Annotated in this window: 16 protein-coding genes and 1 pseudogene; 12 read left to right on the top strand and 5 right to left on the bottom strand. The window is 65.1% G+C overall.

Annotated elements, in window-relative coordinates:
- Nucleotides 1-108: 108 nt before the first annotated feature.
- The 3 genes from CAPP_RS08835 (at nt 109) to CAPP_RS08825 (ending at nt 4,730) form a co-directional block, all read left to right on the top strand.
- Nucleotides 109-1,260, top strand: a complete 1,152-nt coding sequence (locus CAPP_RS08835; RefSeq protein WP_076599648.1) for an acetyl-CoA C-acyltransferase — start codon at nt 109-111, stop codon at nt 1,258-1,260.
- Between the two features lie 5 nt (nt 1,261-1,265).
- A complete protein-coding gene (locus tag CAPP_RS08830) occupies nt 1,266-3,470 on the top strand; it encodes a 3-hydroxyacyl-CoA dehydrogenase/enoyl-CoA hydratase family protein (RefSeq protein WP_076599649.1) in 2,205 nt (734 codons plus the stop codon).
- Between the two features lie 111 nt (nt 3,471-3,581).
- Nucleotides 3,582-4,730, top strand: coding sequence for an HNH endonuclease signature motif containing protein (locus tag CAPP_RS08825; protein WP_076599650.1), 1,149 nt, complete (start codon nt 3,582-3,584; stop codon nt 4,728-4,730).
- A gap of 133 nt (nt 4,731-4,863) precedes the next feature.
- Here the strand turns inward: CAPP_RS08825 and CAPP_RS08820 are convergent, their stop codons facing one another.
- The 3 genes from CAPP_RS08820 to CAPP_RS08810 all read right to left on the bottom strand — a co-directional run bounded on the left by CAPP_RS08820 (nt 4,864) and on the right by CAPP_RS08810 (nt 9,072).
- On the bottom strand, nt 4,864-6,069 hold the full coding sequence (locus CAPP_RS08820) for an acyl-CoA dehydrogenase family protein (protein ID WP_076599651.1): 1,206 nt from the start codon (nt 6,067-6,069) through the stop codon (nt 4,864-4,866).
- Between the two features lie 86 nt (nt 6,070-6,155).
- On the bottom strand, nt 6,156-7,349 hold the full coding sequence (locus tag CAPP_RS08815; RefSeq protein WP_076599652.1) for an acyl-CoA dehydrogenase family protein: 1,194 nt from the start codon (nt 7,347-7,349) through the stop codon (nt 6,156-6,158).
- 184 nt (nt 7,350-7,533) lie between these two features.
- A complete protein-coding gene (locus tag CAPP_RS08810; protein WP_076599653.1) occupies nt 7,534-9,072 on the bottom strand; it encodes an AMP-binding protein in 1,539 nt (512 codons plus the stop codon).
- A gap of 162 nt (nt 9,073-9,234) precedes the next feature.
- On the opposite strand from CAPP_RS08810, the gene CAPP_RS08805 reads away from it, so the two are divergent.
- The 6 genes from CAPP_RS08805 to CAPP_RS08780 all read left to right on the top strand — a co-directional run bounded on the left by CAPP_RS08805 (nt 9,235) and on the right by CAPP_RS08780 (nt 16,182).
- Complete coding sequence (locus CAPP_RS08805; RefSeq protein ID WP_076599654.1) at nt 9,235-9,552, top strand: hypothetical protein; 318 nt, start codon at nt 9,235-9,237, stop codon at nt 9,550-9,552.
- Between the two features lie 20 nt (nt 9,553-9,572).
- The gene (gene ndk, locus CAPP_RS08800; RefSeq protein WP_076599655.1) at nt 9,573-9,983 is read left to right on the top strand and encodes a nucleoside-diphosphate kinase; all 411 of its coding nucleotides are present in this window, start codon (nt 9,573-9,575) and stop codon (nt 9,981-9,983) included.
- Between the two features lie 164 nt (nt 9,984-10,147).
- Complete coding sequence (locus CAPP_RS08795) at nt 10,148-11,848, top strand: alkaline phosphatase D family protein (RefSeq protein WP_076599656.1); 1,701 nt, start codon at nt 10,148-10,150, stop codon at nt 11,846-11,848.
- A gap of 140 nt (nt 11,849-11,988) precedes the next feature.
- Nucleotides 11,989-12,525, top strand: coding sequence for a TetR/AcrR family transcriptional regulator (locus tag CAPP_RS08790; protein ID WP_159437742.1), 537 nt, complete (start codon nt 11,989-11,991; stop codon nt 12,523-12,525).
- A 466-nt stretch (nt 12,526-12,991) separates the two neighbouring features.
- Nucleotides 12,992-15,700 (top strand): translation initiation factor IF-2 N-terminal domain-containing protein, encoded by a 2,709-nt coding sequence (locus CAPP_RS08785; protein WP_412459500.1) that lies wholly within the window; start codon nt 12,992-12,994, stop codon nt 15,698-15,700.
- 359 nt (nt 15,701-16,059) lie between these two features.
- Nucleotides 16,060-16,182: a hypothetical protein gene (locus CAPP_RS08780; RefSeq protein WP_268753101.1), complete on the top strand. Its 123-nt coding sequence runs from the start codon at nt 16,060-16,062 to the stop codon at nt 16,180-16,182.
- Nucleotides 16,183-16,185: 3 nt separating this feature from the next.
- Here CAPP_RS08780 and CAPP_RS11305 read toward each other — a convergent pair.
- Both CAPP_RS11305 and CAPP_RS11300 read right to left on the bottom strand, forming a co-directional pair.
- Nucleotides 16,186-16,272: pseudogene (locus CAPP_RS11305) on the bottom strand (RNA polymerase sigma factor); the annotation flags it as partial.
- Nucleotides 16,248-16,544 (bottom strand): hypothetical protein, encoded by a 297-nt coding sequence (locus CAPP_RS11300; RefSeq protein WP_412459499.1) that lies wholly within the window; start codon nt 16,542-16,544, stop codon nt 16,248-16,250. The pseudogene CAPP_RS11305 and the gene CAPP_RS11300, both read right to left, overlap by 25 nt.
- Before the next feature lie 290 nt (nt 16,545-16,834).
- On the opposite strand from CAPP_RS11300, the gene rplU reads away from it, so the two are divergent.
- The 3 genes from rplU to obgE all read left to right on the top strand — a co-directional run bounded on the left by rplU (nt 16,835) and on the right by obgE (nt 19,192).
- A complete protein-coding gene (gene rplU, locus CAPP_RS08770; protein WP_076599659.1) occupies nt 16,835-17,140 on the top strand; it encodes a 50S ribosomal protein L21 in 306 nt (101 codons plus the stop codon).
- A 29-nt stretch (nt 17,141-17,169) separates the two neighbouring features.
- Nucleotides 17,170-17,514: a 50S ribosomal protein L27 gene (rpmA, locus tag CAPP_RS08765; protein WP_076599660.1), complete on the top strand. Its 345-nt coding sequence runs from the start codon at nt 17,170-17,172 to the stop codon at nt 17,512-17,514.
- A gap of 145 nt (nt 17,515-17,659) precedes the next feature.
- Nucleotides 17,660-19,192 (top strand): GTPase ObgE, encoded by a 1,533-nt coding sequence (gene obgE, locus CAPP_RS08760; protein WP_076599661.1) that lies wholly within the window; start codon nt 17,660-17,662, stop codon nt 19,190-19,192.
- The last annotated feature ends 1 nt before the right edge of the window (nt 19,193 follow it).

Raw genomic sequence — 19,193 nt, 5'->3', positions numbered from 1 at the left:
GAGCGGGGCTACCTCGATTGAAAAAAGTGATCGAGGCGCGGAACTTGACTGTGATCTTTCCTATAATTGTGGGGATGTGTAATCCAGCACAATCGATGAAGGAGATCCATGTCTGAGCCTATCTACATCACCCAGGCCAAGCGCTCGCCCGTCGGCACGTTCGGCGGTTCGCTGTCGAAGATGGCCACCATCGACCTCGGCACCCACGTCGCCAAGGCCGTGATCGAATCCTCCGGTGTTCCCGCTGAGAATTTCGACTCCTCCGTGTGGGCCAACGTGGTCACCACGATCCCGCGCGATAATTACACTTCCCGCGCCGTCGCCCTCGAGGCCGGCCTGCCGAAGAGCTCCCACGCGTACGGCGTGAACCGCCTCTGCGGCTCCGGCGTGCAGGCCATTATCTCGGCTGCGCAGCAGCTGATCACCGGTGACGCGAAGCTGTCGCTCGCCGGCGGCGTCGAGGTCATGTCCCAGGCACCGTACTCCGTCGAGGGCATGCGCCAGGGCCGCAAGATGGGCGACGGCCGCCTGATCGACTGGCTCACCGGTGCCCTCACCGACCCGATGGGCAACGGCGGCATGGGTATGACCGCGGAGAACATCGCCGCGAAGTACGACATCTCCCGCGAGCGCCAGGACGAGTACGCACTGCAGTCGCAGGAGCGCGCCGCAGCCGCGATCGCGAACGGCGAATTCAAAGAGCAGATCGTCCCGGTCGGCGAGTTCACCACCGACGAGCACCCGCGCCAGACCACGCTGGAGAAGCTCGGCGGCCTGCGCCCGACCTTCAAGAAGGACGGCACCGTCACCGCCGGCAACTCCTCCGGCATCAACGATGCCGCCGCAGCCACCGTCATGACCAACGAATCCGGCCTCAAGGAATTCGGCCTGGAGCCGCTGGCCAAGATCGTCTCCTGGGGTGTCGCTGGCTGCGACCCGGCCACTATGGGTCTCGGCCCCGTTGCCGCTGTGCCGAAGGCGCTGGACAAGGCCGGCCTGAAGCTCGAGGACATCAAACTCATTGAGTCCAACGAGGCCTTCGCCGCACAGTGCATCGCTGTCGCGGACCAGCTCGGCTTCGACAACGACAAGACCAATATCCAGGGCGGCGCAATCGCGCTCGGCCACCCGATCGGCGCCACCGGCGTCGTTTTGACCACCAAGCTCATCCACCAGCTCAAGAACGCCGGCGGCGGCTACGGCCTCGTCACTGCCTGCATCGGCGGCGGCCAGGGCATCGCACTCATTCTGGAGGTTTAAGACACATGGCAGCTAAAGACATCAAAACAGCAGCAGTTCTCGGCGCCGGCTCCATGGGCGCCGGCATCGCCGCGCACATGGCCAACGCGGGCATCAAGGTTCAGCTCCTCGATCTGCCGATCGAAGGCGCTGAAGGGGATGAGCGGAACGGCCGCGCCCAGAAGGGCATCGACACTCAGCTGAAGCGCCACGGCTTCCAGCGCCCCGAGAATGCAGAGCTGGTCACCCCGGGCAACACCGAGGACCACCTGGACCGTCTCGGCGAGGTCGACTGGATTGTCGAGGCCGTCTTCGAGGACATCGACGTCAAGCGCGACACCTTCGCCAAGGTCGACGCGCACCGCAAGCCGGGCACCCCGGTATCCTCCAACACTTCCACCATTCCGCTGGAGGTCCTGCTCGGCGAGGCGTCCGCCGAGTTCAAACGCGACTTCTCCATCACCCACTTCTTCAACCCTCCGCGCGTGATGCGCCTCGTCGAGTACGTCGAGGGCCCGGACACCTCCGCCGAGGTCAAGGAGCAGATGCACCACGTGCTGGAGCGCCAAATGGGCAAGGTCGTCGTGGACTGCCGCGACACCCCGGGCTTCATCGCCAACCGCATCGGCAATTTCTGGATGGCCGTCGGCGCCAAGACCGCCTTCGACACCGGCATCAAGCCGGAGCAGGCGGACGTCGCGTTCGGCCGCCCGTTCGGCGTGCCGCGCACCGGTATCTTCGGCCTGTTCGACTACGTCGGCATCCAGCTCGTCCCGGGTATTTGGGGTTCGCTGCTGAAGGCCCTGCCGGAGTCCGACGCGTACCACGACTACAACATCGTCGAGCGCGACGAGTTCACAACCCTGCTGGACAAGGGCTTCACCGGCCGCACCGCCGAGTCCGGCTTCTACCGCGGCCGCGACGAGATTTACGACTTTGAGGCGGGCGATTACCGTCCGAAGGAGAAGTTCGAGGTCGGCAAGGACCCGAAGGAGCTCATCGAGTCGGGCACCCCGGAGGGCGATTACGCGAAGGAGGTCTTTGCGACCTTCATCAAGTACTGCTGCGACACCGCGCCGGAGATCGCGGAGACGGTCGACCAGATCGATATCGCGATGCAGCTCGGTTACGGCTGGAAGAAGGGCCCGTTCGCGCTCGCGGATTCGCTGGGCATCGACTTCGTCGCATCGCTTATCGACGACACCCCGTCCCTGCTCGAGTCTGCTAAGCAGGCCGGCGGCTTCTACGCCGGCGGCAAGGTGCTCGGCACCGACGGCAACCTGACCGACCTGCCGAACCGCGAGGGCGTCATCCGCGTTGCTGACCTGGTGGCTGGCGCCGAGGAAATCGCCGGCAACGACGACGCCACCGTGTACAAGCTCACCGACGGTGACTACGCAGGCTTCGGCGTCTTCGTCTACAAGACCCCGATGAACTCCAACTCCAACGCCGTCACCGAGCTGTGGACGCACGCGCCGGAGTGGGACCTCAAGGGCCTGGTCATCGCCAACGACGAGGAGCGCGCCTTCTCCGCGGGCGCCGACCTGGGCACCCTGGCGAAGCTTTCCGGCCCGGAGGGCGATGCCGAGGAGCTGGCCCGCACCATCAAGCAGGGCATCGACGGCCTGCACGGCGCACGCATCGCCCCGTACCCGGTGGTCGGCGCGGTCCGCGGTGTGGCGCTCGGCGGCGGCATGGAGCTGCTGCTGCACACCGACGCGTCCGTCATCCACGCCGAGGCCCGCGTGGGCTTCCCGGAGCGCAACGTCGGTCTGTTCCCGGCGTGGTCCGGCCCGGTGCGCCTGCTGGAGCGCCTGGTCGAGATCGGCGCCCCGAACCCGCACGCCACTGCATTCGGTGTGCTGCTCAACGTCAAGCCGGTCCCGGCGGTCAACGTCGACTTCTGGCGTGAGCACGACGAGGTCATCCAGTCCCCGGACCACGTTGTCGAGGGCGCCCTCGAGCTGGTGAAGAAGCTCGCGGACGGCTACTCCGCACCCGCCGACGCCGAACTCCCGCTCACCACCGATGCCCTCGCCTACACCGATGGTTCCGAGACCGACAAGGCCATCGGCGAGGCCTTGGCCAAGGTTTACACCGGCGACGGCACCGCCACCGAGGAGGAGCTGGCACAGCGCCAGGTCGACGCGGCCACCGAGGTGCTCCAGCGCCAGGAGAACCACGACCGCGCCGTGTCCATGGCGACCACGCGCAAGCCGCTGAACAACTAGTCGCCACACCCCGAAACCGGCATTCCGCACGATCGCGGGGTGCCGGTTTTGCGCACTATAATGCGCAAATATCGCTTTCGGAGGGTAGCGGCTTCGATTAGCGTTCGAGTCATGAGGTTCACTGACATGGTCCAGGCGCTGCGCGGCAGCGTCGTGGACTCGCTCGCGGATTTCGACCGCGAGGTCGCGCTCGCCGCCGGGCTCGATCCGCGGCGCGTCCGCGAGTGGGAAGCAGTGCACCGCACGTATTTCGGCCGCACGAAGTGGACGAAATGGCAACGAAAGGCCCTCGATAAGGCACGCGCGAGCGAGCTCTCGATCGATCAGCTCGCATTCATCGAATCACGCCTTTCGCTTATCGACGACCCCTCCACCTCCTGGCAGACCCGCCTTTCCCTTTTGAATTTCCGCGGCAGTTTCGACGCGTTGAAGCGCCGCGCGAAGAAGCTGGTGCCGGATCCTGAACCGGCTCCGCCAAAGAACGCCGTGAAGTTCGGCCGGTCCAGAATGGGCAAGCGTTCCATGACGGTGACCGCTGACGAGCGCCTGCTCGCCGACACCGAGCACTTCCTGCGCGACGGCATCGATTCCTCCAAGCCCGCCATGCCCCAGATGGCGTCCAGACTCGAGAACCTGCTGCGCGGCAATCTCGGCGACAATTTCGGTGGCAACCCCGACGGCGCACCTGCCTCCGCCACGGGCGTCCCGCACTCGCACCCGCGTCCACTCGTTCTCGTGGGCGTGCCGGATTTTGCGAGCATTGTCCGCGGTGACGGCGACGAGGTCGTCCTCGGTCTCACCGACGGCACGACGATGACCGGTGCGGAATTCCTCAACCGCTTCATCGCTACCGCCGACAACGAGCTGGAGGCCGCGCTCTTCCACCCGCAGCAGGGCGCGGTGAATCTGTACCGGACGAGCCGGTTCGCCAACCAGAAGCAGCGCGACCTCGCGCGAGCAGCGATGCCGACGTGCTCGCAGCCGTTCTGCCGGCACGGCGCCGATGCGTGCGAGATCCACCACATCACGCCGTGGAGCAGGGGAGGGGAAACCAACCTGGCCAACCTCGCCCCCTTGTGCAGCTATCACAACCGCGTCAACGACGACGGCCCGCGGCGCCGGCAGCGAGGCCGCATCGAGATGCGCCAGGGAACACCAATCTGGGTCTCGCCCCGCGGAACACCCGTGCCGCAGATGCACCACAGATACGGCGCGATGGCGACACTTTTCGGCTCCGACCCGCCGCCTGGTCACGATTGACCTCGCTGATTTCCAACGCCACGTTTCCGCGCGCAAATGTTCGGCACGTTCTGGCATCCACCCTGCCCCGAACACAGAAACCGGGCTCACCCGATTGAGTGAACCCGGTGATTCAGCGCTGCCTATGAGCGGCTTAGGAGCGGTAAGCCGAAACGCCGGTAATCGACTTGCCCACAATCAGGGACTGGATCGTGTCCGTGCCCTCGTAGGTGTGGAGCGACTCGATATCGGCGTGGTGGCGAGCCACGTCGTTCTCCAGCAGGATGCCGACGCCGCCGAACATGTCGCGTGCATCAGCTGCGACCTTGCGGGCGCCGCGGGTGTTGTGGACCTTCGCCAGGGCTGCCTGCTTTTCGTTGAGCTCGCCGGCCTCCTCCAGCTCCAGGAGACGGCGGCAGTACAACGCCATGGAGGTGACCTCCTGCAGCATGTCAGCGAGACGCTGCTGGATGATCTGGTTCTTCACCAGCGGGCGGCCGAACTGGACGCGGCGCTGCGCGTAGTCAAGAGCCTTCTCGTAGCAGTCGATCGCCATGCCGAGCGCGACCCAGGCCACTGCGATGCGGGTGCCGGTGAGCACCTTCGCGGTGTCGCGGAAGGAGTGGGAATTGGGGAGGCGGCGGTCGTCGGAAACGCGGACGTCGTTAAGCGTGATGTGCGCCTGCGGAATGCCGCGCAGCGACGCCTTGCCCACGATCGTCTCCGCCGAGTACCCCTCCTGATCCTGGTCGACGATGAAGCCCTTGACCTCGCCGTCTTCCTCGTCGCGCGCCCAGACGATGGTGATGTGGCCGACCGAGCCGTGGCCGATCCACTTCTTCTCGCCGTTGATGACCCACTCGTCGCCCTCGCGGCGCGCGGAGGTCTCCAAGCCGATGGAATCCGAACCGTGGTCCGGCTCAGTCAGGGCGAACGCTCCGCGGATCTCCATGCGCGACATCGGGCCCAGGTACTTGGCCTTCTGCTCGTCGGAGCCGCACTCGGAGATGGAGCGCATCGCCAGACCGGACTGCACGATGTGTGCGGTGGCGGTGGAGGCGTCGGTACGCGCGAATTCCATCTGAATCAGACGGTTCGCGCGGATGGAAATCCCTGGCTTGCCGTCGATGGAAATGCCGTCGGTGACAAGCCCGTGGCGCGCGGCTTCCTCAACACCGGGGATGTTGTACTCGGCCTTCTCCCACGCCTCGTTGATCGACGGGCGGGCGAATTCCATGAACTCGCGGGCCTTCTTCCACCATTCGAGGTCCTCACCGTCGACGTCGGCGAACACGCGGTAGTAGTCCGTTTTCGGGTCGAGGAGAGCGGCGACGCCGTCGGTCAGCTTGTCTTCAGTCATGAGTCTTTCTCGCTTTCTGTAGCTTTCGCGCGAAAAGCTGCACCGCTCCCGTTCTCGGTCGCGATGCAGCTCATTTTCAGCGTGCCTTAGCCGGCGAATGCGCCGACGCCGGTGATGGACTTGCCCACGATGAGCGACTGCATCGTGTCGGTGCCTTCGTAGGTGTGCAGAGCCTCGACGTCGGCGTGGTGGCGCGCCACGTCGTTCTCGAGGAGGATGCCGACGCCGCCGAACATGTCGCGTGCGTCAGCGGAGATCTTGCGGGCGGCGCGGGTGCAGTGGACCTTCGCCAGTGCGGCCTGCTGCTCGGTGAGCTCGCCGGACTCCTCCAGCTCGAGCAGGCGGCGGCAGTACAGGAACATGGAGGTCAGGTCCTGCAGCATGTCGGCGAGGCGTTGCTGGATGATCTGGTTCTTCACCAGCGGGCGGCCGAACTGGACGCGGCGCTGTGCGTAGTCGAGAGCCTTCTCGTAGCAGTCGGTGGCCAAGCCGAGGGAGGCCCATGCGACGGACACGCGTGTGCCCGCCAGCACCTTCGCGCAGTCGCGGAAGGAGTTGGCGCCGGGGAGGCGGCGGTCGTCGGAGACACGAACGTCGTTAAGCTTGATGTGCGCCTGCGGAATGCCGCGCAGCGACGCCTTGCCGACGATCGTCTCCGCCTCGTAGCCCTTCTGGTCCTGGTCGACGATGAAGCCCTTGACCTGGCCGTCTTCCGTGTCGCGGGCCCAGACCACAGCGATGTGGCCGACGGAGCCGTGGCCGATCCACTTCTTCTCGCCGTTGATGACCCACTCGTCGCCGTCGCGCCGCGCGGTGGTCTCCAGGGCGATGGAGTCGGAGCCGTGGTCCGGCTCAGTGAGGGCGAACGCGCCGCGGATCTCCAGGTGGCACATCGGCTTCAGGTACTTCGCCTTCTGCTCCTCGGAGCCGCACATTGCGATGGACTGCATCGCGAGGCCGGCCTGTACGCCGAAAGCGGTGCCGAGGGAGGCATCGGTGCGCGCGACCTCGAATGCCATCATGCGGGAAGCACGCACGGACATGTGCGGCTCACCCTCGATCTCGATGGCGTCGCGGAACAGGCCGCGCTTGCCAGCCTCGGCGACGACGGGGATCTGGTACTCCGCTTTCTCCCACCCTTCGTTGACGTAGGGGCGGGCGAATTCAGCGAAGTCGCGGGCCTTCTTCCACCACTCGAGGTCCTCGCCCTCGATGTCGGCGAACACCTGGTAGTAGTCGGTCTTCGGGTCCAGCAGTTCGTGGACGGGGTTGTCTGCCATGATTCCCTCTTTCCTTGGTTCCGGGGGAGCGGTTTCGCCCCGCGGAATTGTGGAGCAAAACCATAACATCCTCAATTGTGACTTATGTCGCAGAACTTTACAGAGGAATTCGCACGGACTTTTTGTGGCATGCGTCGCACTGCCCCCGGCGTGCGGGACGACCGGCGGAAAGAGGCCCTTCCAGTTACCCCTCCAGCGGGATCAGACGCAGGTCCTTGCGCAGGATCTTGCCGGTGGGGTTCTTCGGGATCTCGTCGAGGAATGTCACCGCGCGCACCTTCTTGTAGGGGGTGACGCGTTCGGCGACCCAGTCCATCAGCTCGTCGGCGGAAAGCGAGGCGCCGGGCTGCAGCACGACGAATGCGCGCGGAATCTCGAGTCCGTCGCGGTCGACGCCGACGACGCCGGCGTCGGCAATTGCTTCGTGCGTGAGCAGCAGCGCCTCGAGCTCAGCGGGAGCGACCTGGTAGCCCTTGTATTTGATGACTTCCTTGGCGCGGTCGACGATGTAGAAGCGCCCGTCTTCGTCGACGCGCGCGACGTCGCCGGTGCGCAGCCACCCGCCGTCGACGAAGGTCTCCTCGGTCGCTTCCTGGTTGTTCAGGTAGCCCTGCATGACCTGCGGCCCGCGCACGAGCAGCTCGCCGGGCTCGCCGTGGGGGACGTCCTCGAGTGTCTCGATGTCCACGATGCGGCACTCCGTGTTCGGCACCGCGTAGCCGATGGAGCCCGGGTTGGTCTCGCCCTTGATGCCGATATTGACCGCCGGCGATGTTTCCGTCATACCGTAACCTTGCACGCAGTCGGTGCCGAGGCGGCGCTCGACGGCGCGCGCGACTTCCTCGTCGAGCGGCGCGGCGCCGGAGAACATGAGCTTATTCGCGGCGAAACCTTCGGGCGTGACGGCCGGGTGCTTCGCCAGCGCGACGGCCATGGGCGGGGCGATGAACGTCATCTCGATGTTGTGCTCGCCGTGCGCGCGAAGGAAGACCTCGAGGTCGAATTTCGACATCGTGTGGATGTGCGAGCGTTGCAGCATCGGCGTGAGCATCAGCGCCGTCATGCCGTAAATGTGCGAAAAGGGCAGGGGAGACAGGGTCGACGTGTGCGGGCCGATGCCGTTCTTCTCCAGCATGTAGCGCGCCTGCAGCACATTCGACGTGAGGTTGCTGTGCGTGAGCATCACGCCCTTCGGCATCCCGGTCGTGCCCGAGGAGAACGGCACGGACGCGAGCGAGCTTCCGTCGACGTCGACATCGGGAGCGGGCAATCGCTTATCGACGATTTCTTCCAGCTCGTAATCCCACACGTGCTTGTCGTGTCCCACGTCGGAGATCCCGATGAAGAGGTCTGCACCGGCCATTTCCGAGACCTTTTCAACGTCGTCGTTATTCATGAGTACGCCGATCGGGTTCACTGTCGCACCCGCGCGGAAGATGCCGAACAGGGCCACCGCGAAATTGATCGAGTTGGGGATCTGCAGCGACACGACGCTGCCGGGCCCGATGCCGCGCTGCGCCAAGTAGCCGGCGACCGCGTCAGCTTTTTCCTTGAGCTCGCCGTAGGTGATGGAGTTGCCGGTGGTCAGCTCCGTGATCGCCGGGCGGGCGGCATCTGCGGCGGTGAGGTCGTTGAAGATCTGCTCGTAGACCGTGCCGCCGAAAAGTTCGAGGTCGGGATACGGACTGGGGAAGATCGTGGGGGAGGTGAGGGTGGCCGTCATGGCGCGTCTCCTTTCGCGTTCGCGGTATGTCACGTCCTGCCGTGGAAGTTAGCTAGGCAAAACCTATCTACTATTGTGACGCTCGTCTCAGTGCTTTGCATGAAAAAACGAAATAATTTTCATCCGGCGGTGTTTGCCCACGTCCAGGTACCTTTGGGAGCCATGAAAGCTGGTTCCCTCGCCCTCGCCGCGGCTCTGTCTTTGGCCGCGATCGTCCTCGCGTTCGTAGACCTTCCCCGCTGGATCGCGTTGTTACTGGTGGTGGCTGCAGGCGTGTTCCTGTTCATCGGACTGCGCGAGAAATACCGGGAGTACAACGCCCGGGAGAGCGCTCCGATCGAGCTCGACCCGGAGCAGCGCGAGACCGTCGCGCACCTGAAGGCAGAGGGGCGTGAGGATTCGGCGGTCCGCCAGGTGCAGCTGTGGTTCCGGAACACGGGCTACGAGGAGGCTGCGGCTGTTGTGCGCGGCGTCGACTAGCAGGCGGTAGTGTTGGGGCCATGACTGAACGCACTCTGATTCTGATTAAGCCTGACGGTGTCGCAAACGGCCACGTGGGAGAGATCATCTCCCGCATCGAGCGCAAGGGCTTGAAGCTCGTCGAGATGGATCTGCGCACCGCAGACCGCGAAACTGCCGAGAAGCACTACGAGGAGCACAAGGACAAGCCGTTCTTCGGCGAGCTCGTGGACTTCATCACCTCCGCTCCGCTGGTCGCGGGCATTGTCGAGGGCGAGTCCGCGATCGCTGCGTGGCGTCAGCTCGCCGGTGGCACCCACCCGGTCGAGAAGGCGACCCCGGGCACGATCCGCGGCGATTTCGCTTTGACGGTCGGCGAGAACGTCGTCCACGGCTCCGATTCTCCGGAGTCCGCTGAGCGCGAGATCGGTATCTGGTTCCCGAACCTCTAACCAGTTTCTCGCAGCCCGCGCCGTCGTGCGCGAGCTTGTTGCATGCTTATCGACGTTCACCCCGCACCCCTCAACATGAATTCCCCGTGAATTCACGCGGAACATTGGGACGTGGGGCTGGATTCCAGTTGCGCCGCTGAACGGGGGATTCGACAGTTGTCAGCATGGCTAACAATAATCTTCCCCGCCGTCGCTTCCTCGCTGGTTCCGCAGCAGCTGCCGCTGGTGTGGCTGTGGCCGGTAACACCACGGCGAATGCTCAACTGCCGTCGTCGCGGGCGCTGTCGTCGGCACGCTTGCCGCAGGCTCCGAAGCCGAAGCAGTACGCGGCGTTCATGCACGGTGTCGCATCGGGCGATCCGACACCGGATTCCGTGATCATCTGGACCCGCGTGACGGTGTCACCGGACGCTGTGCCGGGCTCGGGCAAGGGCGCGGACGCGGCGGTCGAGTGGGAGATCGCCACGGACCGCGAGTTCGCGAACATCGTCCGCACAGGCGCGGAGCGCGCCACGTCCGCAACGGACCACACTGTGAAGGTGGATCCGCGCGGCCTGAAGCCGGCGACCGACTATTTCTACCGTTTCCGCTGGGACGGCAAGGTCTCTCCGGTGGGCGTCACGCACACGGCTCCGGCGTACACCGCGGATATCGGCGAGTACAAGCTCGCCGTCGCCTCGTGCGCAAACTACGAGTGCGGCTATTTCACCGCGTACCGCGACATGGCGGAGCGGGCGGCGGCTGGCGAGATCGACCTGGTCGTCTTCCTGGGCGACTACATCTACGAGTACCCGACCGGCGAATACGCGGGTAAGAGCGGCGTGTCCCGTCCGCACCACCCGGCGCACGAGATCGTCTCGCTGCAGGATTACCGTGTCCGCTACGGCCGCTACCGCACCGACGAGCACCTCCAGGCGGCGCACGCCGCTGCGCCGTGGGTCGTCGTGTGGGACGACCACGAGTCCGCCAACGACTCTTGGGACGGCGGCGCAGAGAACCACACCGAGGGCGCCGAGGGGGAGTGGAATAAGCGCGAATCCTTCGCCCACCAGGCCTACTTTGAGTGGCTTCCGGTGCGTGCGGTGCGACCGTCGGAGGGCGGGCATATCTACCGCAGCTACCAGTTCGGCAATCTGATCAGCCTCACGATGATGGACTTGCGCACCTACCGCGACGAGCAGGTCAAGGCGATCGGGCGAGACAAGGACGATCCGTCGCGAAGCATGCTCGGTTCCGAGCAGTTCGACTGGGTCAAGGGCAAAGTGGAAACCGCCACGACCGCGTGGAATGTGCTGGGCAACTCGGTCATGGTCTCACCGATGGAGATCGGCCACCTGCCGCCGACCAGCTCCGACAACCGCACCGCGAACGACGTCCTGGACGAGTTCACGCGCTCTGCGGGCATTGCCGTCAACACCGACCAGTGGGACGGGTACCGCGCAGAGAGGGCACGGCTTTTCGACGTCCTCACCAACACCACCCCTCACACCCTTTTCCTTACCGGCGACATTCACTCCGAGTGGGCCCACTCGGTGCGCCACAAGGGCAACGAGATCGGCTGCGAGATGGTGTGCTCGTCGATCACGGCGCCGAATGTGGACGAGATCGTCGCCATCTACACGAAGACCTACACCCCCGAGGACAACCGCATCACCCACCTCGTGGAAGGCGTGATGTACTCCGCGAACCCGTGGGTCAACCACGTGGATTTCGACTCCCACGGTTACGGCATCGCCAAGATTTCCAAGGACAAGGTGGTCATGGACTTCTACCGTGTCTCGGACGTGGAGGACCCGGGTGCGTCCGCCAGCCTCGCTGTGTCCCGTACCTGGGTGGCGGGCCAGGGCTTCCAGGAGAAACGCTAGCGCGCACTTGAGCAGCTGTACTAGTTCGTCTTTCCGGGGCGGAAGGTATACATTCGCTCTCGACACATAAATTTTCACGAATTAGAAGTTGTCGAGAGGGGTGGCCCGTGGTGGCTCAGCGCGCTGAACAGTCACGCGCGGTGGCGAAACGTCTCGCCATCCTGCAGGCCGCCACGGAACTCCTCTACAGCGAAGGACTCCGCGGCGTAACGCACCGCAACGTGGCCGCCCAGGCGGGCGTGCCGGTCGGGTCGATCGGGTACTACTACTCCAACCGCGAGCGTTTGCTGGCCACCTGTTTCCAGGGCATAGCGGAACGCCGTCGCGAATTCCTCGACCGTGAGCTTGCGGGCGGTGCTGTTTCATCCGATCCAGCGCAGCTCGCCGAACTCATCGTCCGCGTCGTCGCCGGCGGCGAGATCGACCATGTCGCGGGCCTTGTCACCGCGACCGTCGATGTCCAGCACGAGAGTTCCGAGCTCGTTTCAGAGATCTCCGCTCACTGGCGCGGCGTGATCGATGCCGTGCAAAAGGTGCTTGATGCGGCGTCGTTTAGCGGTCTCACCGGCCGACAAGTCGTCCGTTCCCTTATCGGTGTCGCTGTGTGTTCCCTCCTCAATAAAGACACCGACGCCGCCATCGTCACTTTGACCGAGGAGATCCTGCGCGGGAATTAGAACCGCGGCATGGTGAACCTGCTCGCCCCTGCGCGCTGAAGCTGTGCCACAATGGTTCCCGAAGCATGCGCGACCCACGACAGGTCGCGGACGCTTGAGAAGCTTTACATTTATTCCGCGTAACCAGCGGTGCACGGCACTGTGCGGCGGCGGTGGACCCGTTCCACCAGCGCCCGGTGGCGTTCCGCGCGCGGCAATTCAATAGGAGATTTCCGTGGCTGACAGCGACGAGACAACGACCCCACGTAAGCGCCGGGCACGCTCGACGGCGAAGAAAACGACAAAGAAAGCGGCGAAGACGACCGCTAAGAAGACAGCTAAGAAAGCGACCAAGCAGGCCGCGAAAGCGACGAAGAAGTCGACGAAGAAGACAACTAAAAAGTCGTCCACTCGCGCGGCGGAAGCGAATGTGGAGAAGGCTGCGCAGGAGGCAACCACCCAACCCGCGACGGTCGACCGTTCGCAGCTGGGCGAGAAGACCCGGGTGTTCGTCCTGGCGAAGATGCTGGGGATGACGTCGAAGGACCTTGTGGTCAAGCTCAACGAGCTGGGGCTGGTGAAGGTCGCGCAGTCTTCGCTGAGCAAGGCCGAGACGGAGCAAGTGCTCGATGCGGTCGAGGGCACTCCGGCAGCCGACGCGGCAGAAGCCGATACCGCGCCCGAAACAACCGCGGACACCGCGCCGGATGAGGCCGCGGCAGAGGAGAAGATCCGCCACCGCGTCCGCAAGGACGTCGAGAACGAGATCAACCAGATCGAGGAGAAGGTCGAGGCGGACCTGCTCACCGACGTTGAGCCCGAGATCACGCCGGCCCCGGCCCCGACGGAGGACACCGAGGAAACCGCCGGCGTGTACACGCCGGTGTTCAAGGCTGCGCCCCGGGGGGAGAGGAGAAGGGCGAGGAGGCAGGGGGATTCGTCGACAAGCGATGCCCCGAAGCCGGAGGAAACCGCTACCGACGAGCCGATCCAGGAACCGAAGGCGATCAAGGGCTCGTCGCGGCTGGAGGCGCAGCGCCGCCGACGCAGCGAGCGACGCGAGGAGGAGCGCAAACGGTCCCGCGTCGTGTCGCAGGCGGAATTCCTCGCGCGCCGCGAGTCCGTCGAACGCACGATGGTCGTGCGCGAACGCAAGCGTCACGACGGCTCCGGCACCATCACCCAGGTCGGCGTCCTCGAGGACGGCCTTTTGGTGGAGCACTTCGTCGATTCCGACGACAACGCGTCAATGATCGGCAATATCTACCTCGGTCGCGTGCAGAATGTGCTGCCGAGCATGGAGGCCGCGTTCATCGACATCGGGCAGGGCCGCAACGGCGTGCTCTACGCCGGTGAGGTGGACTGGAAGGCAGCAGGATTGGGCGGCCGTTCGCGCCGCATCGAGCAGGCGCTCAAGTCCGGCGACCAGGTGCTGGTCCAGGTGACCAAGGACCCGGTGGGGCACAAGGGTGCGCGCTTGACCACCCAGATTTCACTGGCCGGCCGCTTCCTCGTGTACGTGCCCGGCGGCCGCAGCGCCGGCATTTCGCGCAAGCTGCCCGCGCCAGAGCGCAAGCGCCTGAAGGACATTCTCGTCCGCGTCGTGCCCGGCAAGGGAGGGACGATCATCCGCACCGCCGCCGAGGGCGCGCCGGAGGAAGCCATCGCCGCCGACGTCAACCGCCTGCACTCCCAGTGGGAGGCCATCCAGGAAGAGGCGGAAAAGGAGAAGAAGTCGAAGGGCGCCAAGCCCGTCACCCTGTACGAGGAGCCGCGTCTTCTGGTCAAGGTCGTGCGCGACCTGTTCAACGAGGACTTTGACCAGCTCGTCATTGACGGCAAGAAGTCGTGGAATGTCGTGCACAACTACGTGCAGTCCGTCGCGCCTGACTTGCTCGACCGCCTGGAGAAATTCGACCGCCGCGCCCACGACGGCCGCGACGCGTTCGACGTCCACCGCGTCGACGAGCAGATCCAGAAGGCCCTGTCGCGCACGGTGTGGCTGCCGTCGGGCGGCACGCTGGTGATCGACCGCACGGAGGCCATGACGGTCATCGACGTCAACACCGGCAAATTCACCGGTTCCGGCGGCTCGCTGGAGGAGACGGTGACCAGCAACAACCTCGAGGCCGCCGAGGAGATCGTCCGGCAGCTGCGCCTGCGCGATATCGGCGGCATGATCATCATCGACTTCATCGACATGATCCTGCCCGAGAACCAGGATCTCGTCCTGCGCCGCCTGAAGGAAGCGCTCGGCCGCGACCGCACGCGCCACCAGGTCTCGGAGGTCACGTCGCTCGGTCTTGTCCAGCTCACCCGCAAACGCCTGGGAACAGGTCTCGTGGAAACGTTCTCCACCAAGTGCGAGCATTGCGACGGCCGCGGCATCGTGCTTACCGACGACCCCGTCGACCCCGATTCCTCCCACCCCCAGCGCCACGCCCACGCGGCGGGCGACCACCCCGCCGCGAAGGCGATGGAGAAACGCAACAAAAAGAGCACAGAGGAGCTTGTCGACGCCGTCGTTGCCGACCCCTCCGACTCCGATTCTTCTGACGCAGACTCTTCTGACGCAGACTCTTCTGATTCCCGCGGCGACCAGCCTAAGCGCCGGTCGTCCCGCCGCCGCGGCCGCCGCGGTTCCGGGCGGGGCCGGGGTCGCCAGCAGGATGAGCAGCGCAACGAGCGCGGCCAAGGCCACGACGAAGACAAGGACCAGGAGAAGTCCGGCAACCGGTCCGGCCAGAAGAAGAGCCAGACCTATGAGGAAGCTGTGGCCGAGTTTGAGAGTTCACCGCGCCGTAAGCGTAAGACCCGCGGCAATTCGGTGTCGGATTACCGTCCGGACCCGAAGGATTACGACGACGCGTCCACCGAGGACGTGATCGGCGAAGCCGCCGATGCTCTGGCGTTCGCGGAATCCGCCGCGTCCACGGATATCGTGGGCGAGAAGGATTCCGGGGAGTCGACCTCTGCCGCTCAGCGTCGTGAAGGCGCGGGCCGTGGCACTCGCCGTCGTCGCCGTGCTACGCGCCGTACCTCCGGGCGGCAGAACCAGCAGCGCCAGCCACATACCCCGCGCCAGCAGCAGGAGAAGCAGTCCGGGAAGGGGCAAAAGAGGCAGGAAGGGACGCAGGGGGCGTCGATAAGCAAAGGCCCTCGTGGGCGTCGGCGCGCGACGCGTAAGTCGCGGTAGCTGAACACGCGAAGGCCCCGTTCCTGCGCGGAACGGGGCCTCGTCGTGCTGTTTGTGCGAAGTCCGTCGCTGCGTCCTCGAGGCCGGCTGCGTCGCCGCTGTCCTCGTAGCTCTGCTCGTAGCCGCCGGCGTAGCCGAGCTGCTCCGTGGTCGGCATCTCCATGGCGGTGTTCTCAGTCGTGATCGCCTCCTCGGCGTCGTAGTAGCCGTCACCGTCGGTGTCGGTGAGCTGCACGTCGCCGTAGCCGTCGCCGTCCGTGTCGATGATCGCGGAATCCGTCATGCCGTCACCGTCGAAACGTCCGCAGGGCCCGCGCCCTGGTTTCCCGCAGCAGCGACCCCCGCAACAGATGGCGGCGATGGCTCAACGCCCCACTCCGAACGCACCGAAGAAGTCGAAGAACAACACCCCGCTCATTGCGGGCGCTGTCGGCGGCGGGTTGGTGCTCCTGCTCATCATCGTGCTGATCGTGGCGCTCTAAAAGCTAGAGACCCTTCGCCGCGAGAGCGTCTTTCAGCTTCTTCCGCGCGCGGTTGAGGCGGCTCTTCACCGTGGCCAGGGGAATGCCCTGGTGCGCGGCGAGCTCGTCGTAGGAGAGCCCGGCGTATTCGCGGAGGACGGGTCGTGGTCGGCCGCGCCCGCGCCGTCGTCAAGCGAAATGCCCTCGTCGAACTCGTCGAGCGACACTTCCTCCGAACCTGGAATGAGGGAATCGCCGGGGTCCGGCGTGGACGGATCGAACGCGACGTCGAGCATGCGCGCAAGCGCGTCGTCGCTAGGGGCGGAATCGGCGTACAGATCGCCGAACGGCGGAAGAACCGGTGGTTCATTGAACTCGTTCATGATGGACCTCCTTTCGCCGAGTGAAACACGATGTCTTCCGCCAGTGTAATGAGCGCCGCGGAGAAAATGTTCCCGAAATGTCGCCGCCGAAGCAGTTTGGTCTTTCAGGTGGCTGCGGTGTAGTCTTTGACAGTCGCTGTTTTGGGGCGCGCCTTTGCGGAATCATGCATGCGAGCGAGGCTGCGACGTACATCCCACGTAAACCCCCGAAACGCTTAATTACGTATCAGATGGTTTTCGGTGCCGTGGCATGCAGGTGCCGTCCGAGATGAAGAAAGGGGTAACCCGCTATGTACGCGATCGTCAAGACCGGCGGCAAGCAGTACAAGGTTGCCGAAGGCGACCTCGTTCGGGTCGAGAAGATCGAGGGTGAAGCTGGCGATTCTGTGGCGCTCACCCCGGTTCTCCTCGTCGACGGCGCAAACGTCACCTCCAATTCCGAGGACCTCGCCAAGGTCAACGTCTCCGCTGAGATCGTTGAGCACGGCAAGGGCAAGAAGATCAACATCCTCAAGTACAAGAACAAGACCGGTTACAAGGTGCGTCAGGGTCACCGTCAGCCCAACACGACGCTGAAGATCACCGGCATCAAGTAATCCGAGACGCCACTTAGGAGGCAACCACAATGGCAACCAAGAAGGGTGCATCGAGCTCCTCGAACGGCCGCGACTCCGAGTCCAAGCGCCTCGGCGTGAAGCGCTTCGGCGGCCAGCAGGTCAAGGCGGGCGAGATCCTCGTCCGTCAGCGCGGCACGAAGTTCCACCCGGGCGACAATGTCGGCCGCGGCGGCGACGACACGCTGTTCGCTCTGGCTGCAGGTTCCGTGCAGTTCGGCATCAAGAAGAAGCGCCGCATCGTCAACATCATTCCGGCTGACGCAGAGGGCGTTTCCTCTGAGGTTCTCGAGGCCGCGAACGACGCTGGCCTGGTCGACGAGGCTGTCGTCGAGGAGAAGTCCGCTACCGCGTAACTCCCGCAAACTCTTTGATCGCGCCGTGGATCCGCCTAGGGTCGCACGGCGCTTTCGCTTATCGACGGTCCACCGCGGCCTCTCGTACACTCGCTAGCACGCGGAAAACCGCTTCTGACACCACCCGAAAGGCAGGCACCTCCTCATGGCACAGTTTGTCGACCGTGCAGTTCTGCACCTCCAGGCCGGCGACGGCGGCCACGGGTGTGTGTCGGTGCACCGCGAAAAATTCAAGCCCTTGGGCGGCCCCGACGGCGGCAACGGCGGCCACGGCGGCGACATCATCTTAGAGGTGTCCACGCAGGTTCACACACTGCTGGATTTCCAGTACCGGCCGCACGTGAAGGCGAAGCGCGGCGGCAACGGCGAGGGTGACCACCGCAACGGCGCACGCGGAGAGAACCTGGTGCTGGAGGTGCCGGTCGGCACTGTGGTGCGCGACGCGGACGGCAATATGTTGGCCGACCTCGTCGTGCCGGGCACCCAGTTTCTGGCGGCGGAGGGCGGCTACGGCGGCCTCGGCAACGCGGCCCTGGCCACCGCGAAGCGGAAGGCCCCTGGTTTCGCCCTGAAGGGCGAGCCGGGCCAGGCGCATGATTTGATCCTCGAGCTGAAGTCCATGGCCGATGTGGGGCTGGTGGGCTTCCCGTCGGCGGGCAAATCCTCGCTGATCTCCGTGCTGTCGGCCGCGAAGCCGAAGATTGCCGACTACCCGTTCACCACGCTCCAGCCGAACCTCGGCGTGGTGGATACCGGCCACGACACCTTCACCATCGCGGACGTGCCGGGTCTGATCCCGGGTGCGAGCCAGGGCAAGGGCCTGGGCTTGGACTTCCTGCGCCATATCGAACGCACTGCCGTGCTCGCCCACGTGGTCGACACTGCGACCCTCGAGCCGGGCCGCGACCCGCAGTCCGATATCGAGGCGCTCGAAGCCGAGCTCGACTCGTACGCCGACCTCATCGAGGCCGAAGACGGCGATTCGGGCCTCGGCGACCTGCGCCAGCGCCCGCGCATCATCGTCCTGAACAAGGTCGACGTCCCGGAAGCGAAGGAGCTCGCAGAATTCCTGCGCGAGGACCTGGCCGAAGCTTTCGGCTGGCCGATCTACATGATCTCCACCGCCACACGCGAAGGCCTCGACGAACTGAAGTGGGCCCTGTGGGAGATCGTCCAGACCGCGCGCAAGACTCAGCCGAAGGTCGCCGGTAAGGCCGCCGACACTAAGGCCGCGCAGATCATCCGCCCGCGCGCTGTCGACCACAGCGACGACATCCAGGTCGTCCCGGACCCGTTGTACCCGGGCGGCTGGCTGGTCACCGGCGAGAAAGCCGAGCGCTGGATCCGCCAGACCGACTTCGAGAACGACGAGGCCGTCGGCTACCTCTCCGACCGCCTCAACAAGGCCGGTGTCGAAGAAGAGTTGCGCAAAATCGGCGCGAATGAGGGGGACACCGTTACCATCGGGGAGATCTCCTTTGACTGGGAGCCGTCCATCGGCGGCGATCCTACGAAGGCGGGCCGCGGCCAAGACGCGCGCCTCGGCGGCACGGACCGCATGTCCGCGGCCGAGCGCAAGCGCGCCTCGCAGGCCCGTCGAGGACTTATCGACGAATACGACTACGGCGACGACCTGCTCGACCGGCAGGAAGCCGACCGAGAGAGGTGGCAAGGTTAAT

Source organism: Corynebacterium appendicis CIP 107643, from assembly GCF_030408415.1.
Lineage (GTDB): Bacteria > Actinomycetota > Actinomycetes > Mycobacteriales > Mycobacteriaceae > Corynebacterium > Corynebacterium appendicis.
This window is presented reverse-complemented; position numbering and strand designations above follow the sequence as displayed.

Coding starts and splice junctions, on each gene's coding strand:
- rpmA (WP_076599660.1), top strand. CDS start 17,170: ATGGCAACCAAGAAGGGTGCATCGAGCTCCTCGAACGGCCGCGACTCC.
- CAPP_RS08835 (WP_076599648.1), top strand. CDS start 109: ATGTCTGAGCCTATCTACATCACCCAGGCCAAGCGCTCGCCCGTCGGC.
- CAPP_RS08805 (WP_076599654.1), top strand. CDS start 9,235: ATGAAAGCTGGTTCCCTCGCCCTCGCCGCGGCTCTGTCTTTGGCCGCG.
- CAPP_RS08820 (WP_076599651.1), bottom strand. CDS start 6,069: ATGACTGAAGACAAGCTGACCGACGGCGTCGCCGCTCTCCTCGACCCG.
- CAPP_RS08815 (WP_076599652.1), bottom strand. CDS start 7,349: ATGGCAGACAACCCCGTCCACGAACTGCTGGACCCGAAGACCGACTAC.
- ndk (WP_076599655.1), top strand. CDS start 9,573: ATGACTGAACGCACTCTGATTCTGATTAAGCCTGACGGTGTCGCAAAC.
- CAPP_RS08810 (WP_076599653.1), bottom strand. CDS start 9,072: ATGACGGCCACCCTCACCTCCCCCACGATCTTCCCCAGTCCGTATCCC.
- CAPP_RS08825 (WP_076599650.1), top strand. CDS start 3,582: ATGAGGTTCACTGACATGGTCCAGGCGCTGCGCGGCAGCGTCGTGGAC.
- CAPP_RS08830 (WP_076599649.1), top strand. CDS start 1,266: ATGGCAGCTAAAGACATCAAAACAGCAGCAGTTCTCGGCGCCGGCTCC.
- rplU (WP_076599659.1), top strand. CDS start 16,835: ATGTACGCGATCGTCAAGACCGGCGGCAAGCAGTACAAGGTTGCCGAA.
- CAPP_RS08795 (WP_076599656.1), top strand. CDS start 10,148: ATGGCTAACAATAATCTTCCCCGCCGTCGCTTCCTCGCTGGTTCCGCA.
- CAPP_RS08780 (WP_268753101.1), top strand. CDS start 16,060: ATGGCTCAACGCCCCACTCCGAACGCACCGAAGAAGTCGAAGAACAAC.
- CAPP_RS11300 (WP_412459499.1), bottom strand. CDS start 16,544: ATGAACGAGTTCAATGAACCACCGGTTCTTCCGCCGTTCGGCGATCTG.
- obgE (WP_076599661.1), top strand. CDS start 17,660: ATGGCACAGTTTGTCGACCGTGCAGTTCTGCACCTCCAGGCCGGCGAC.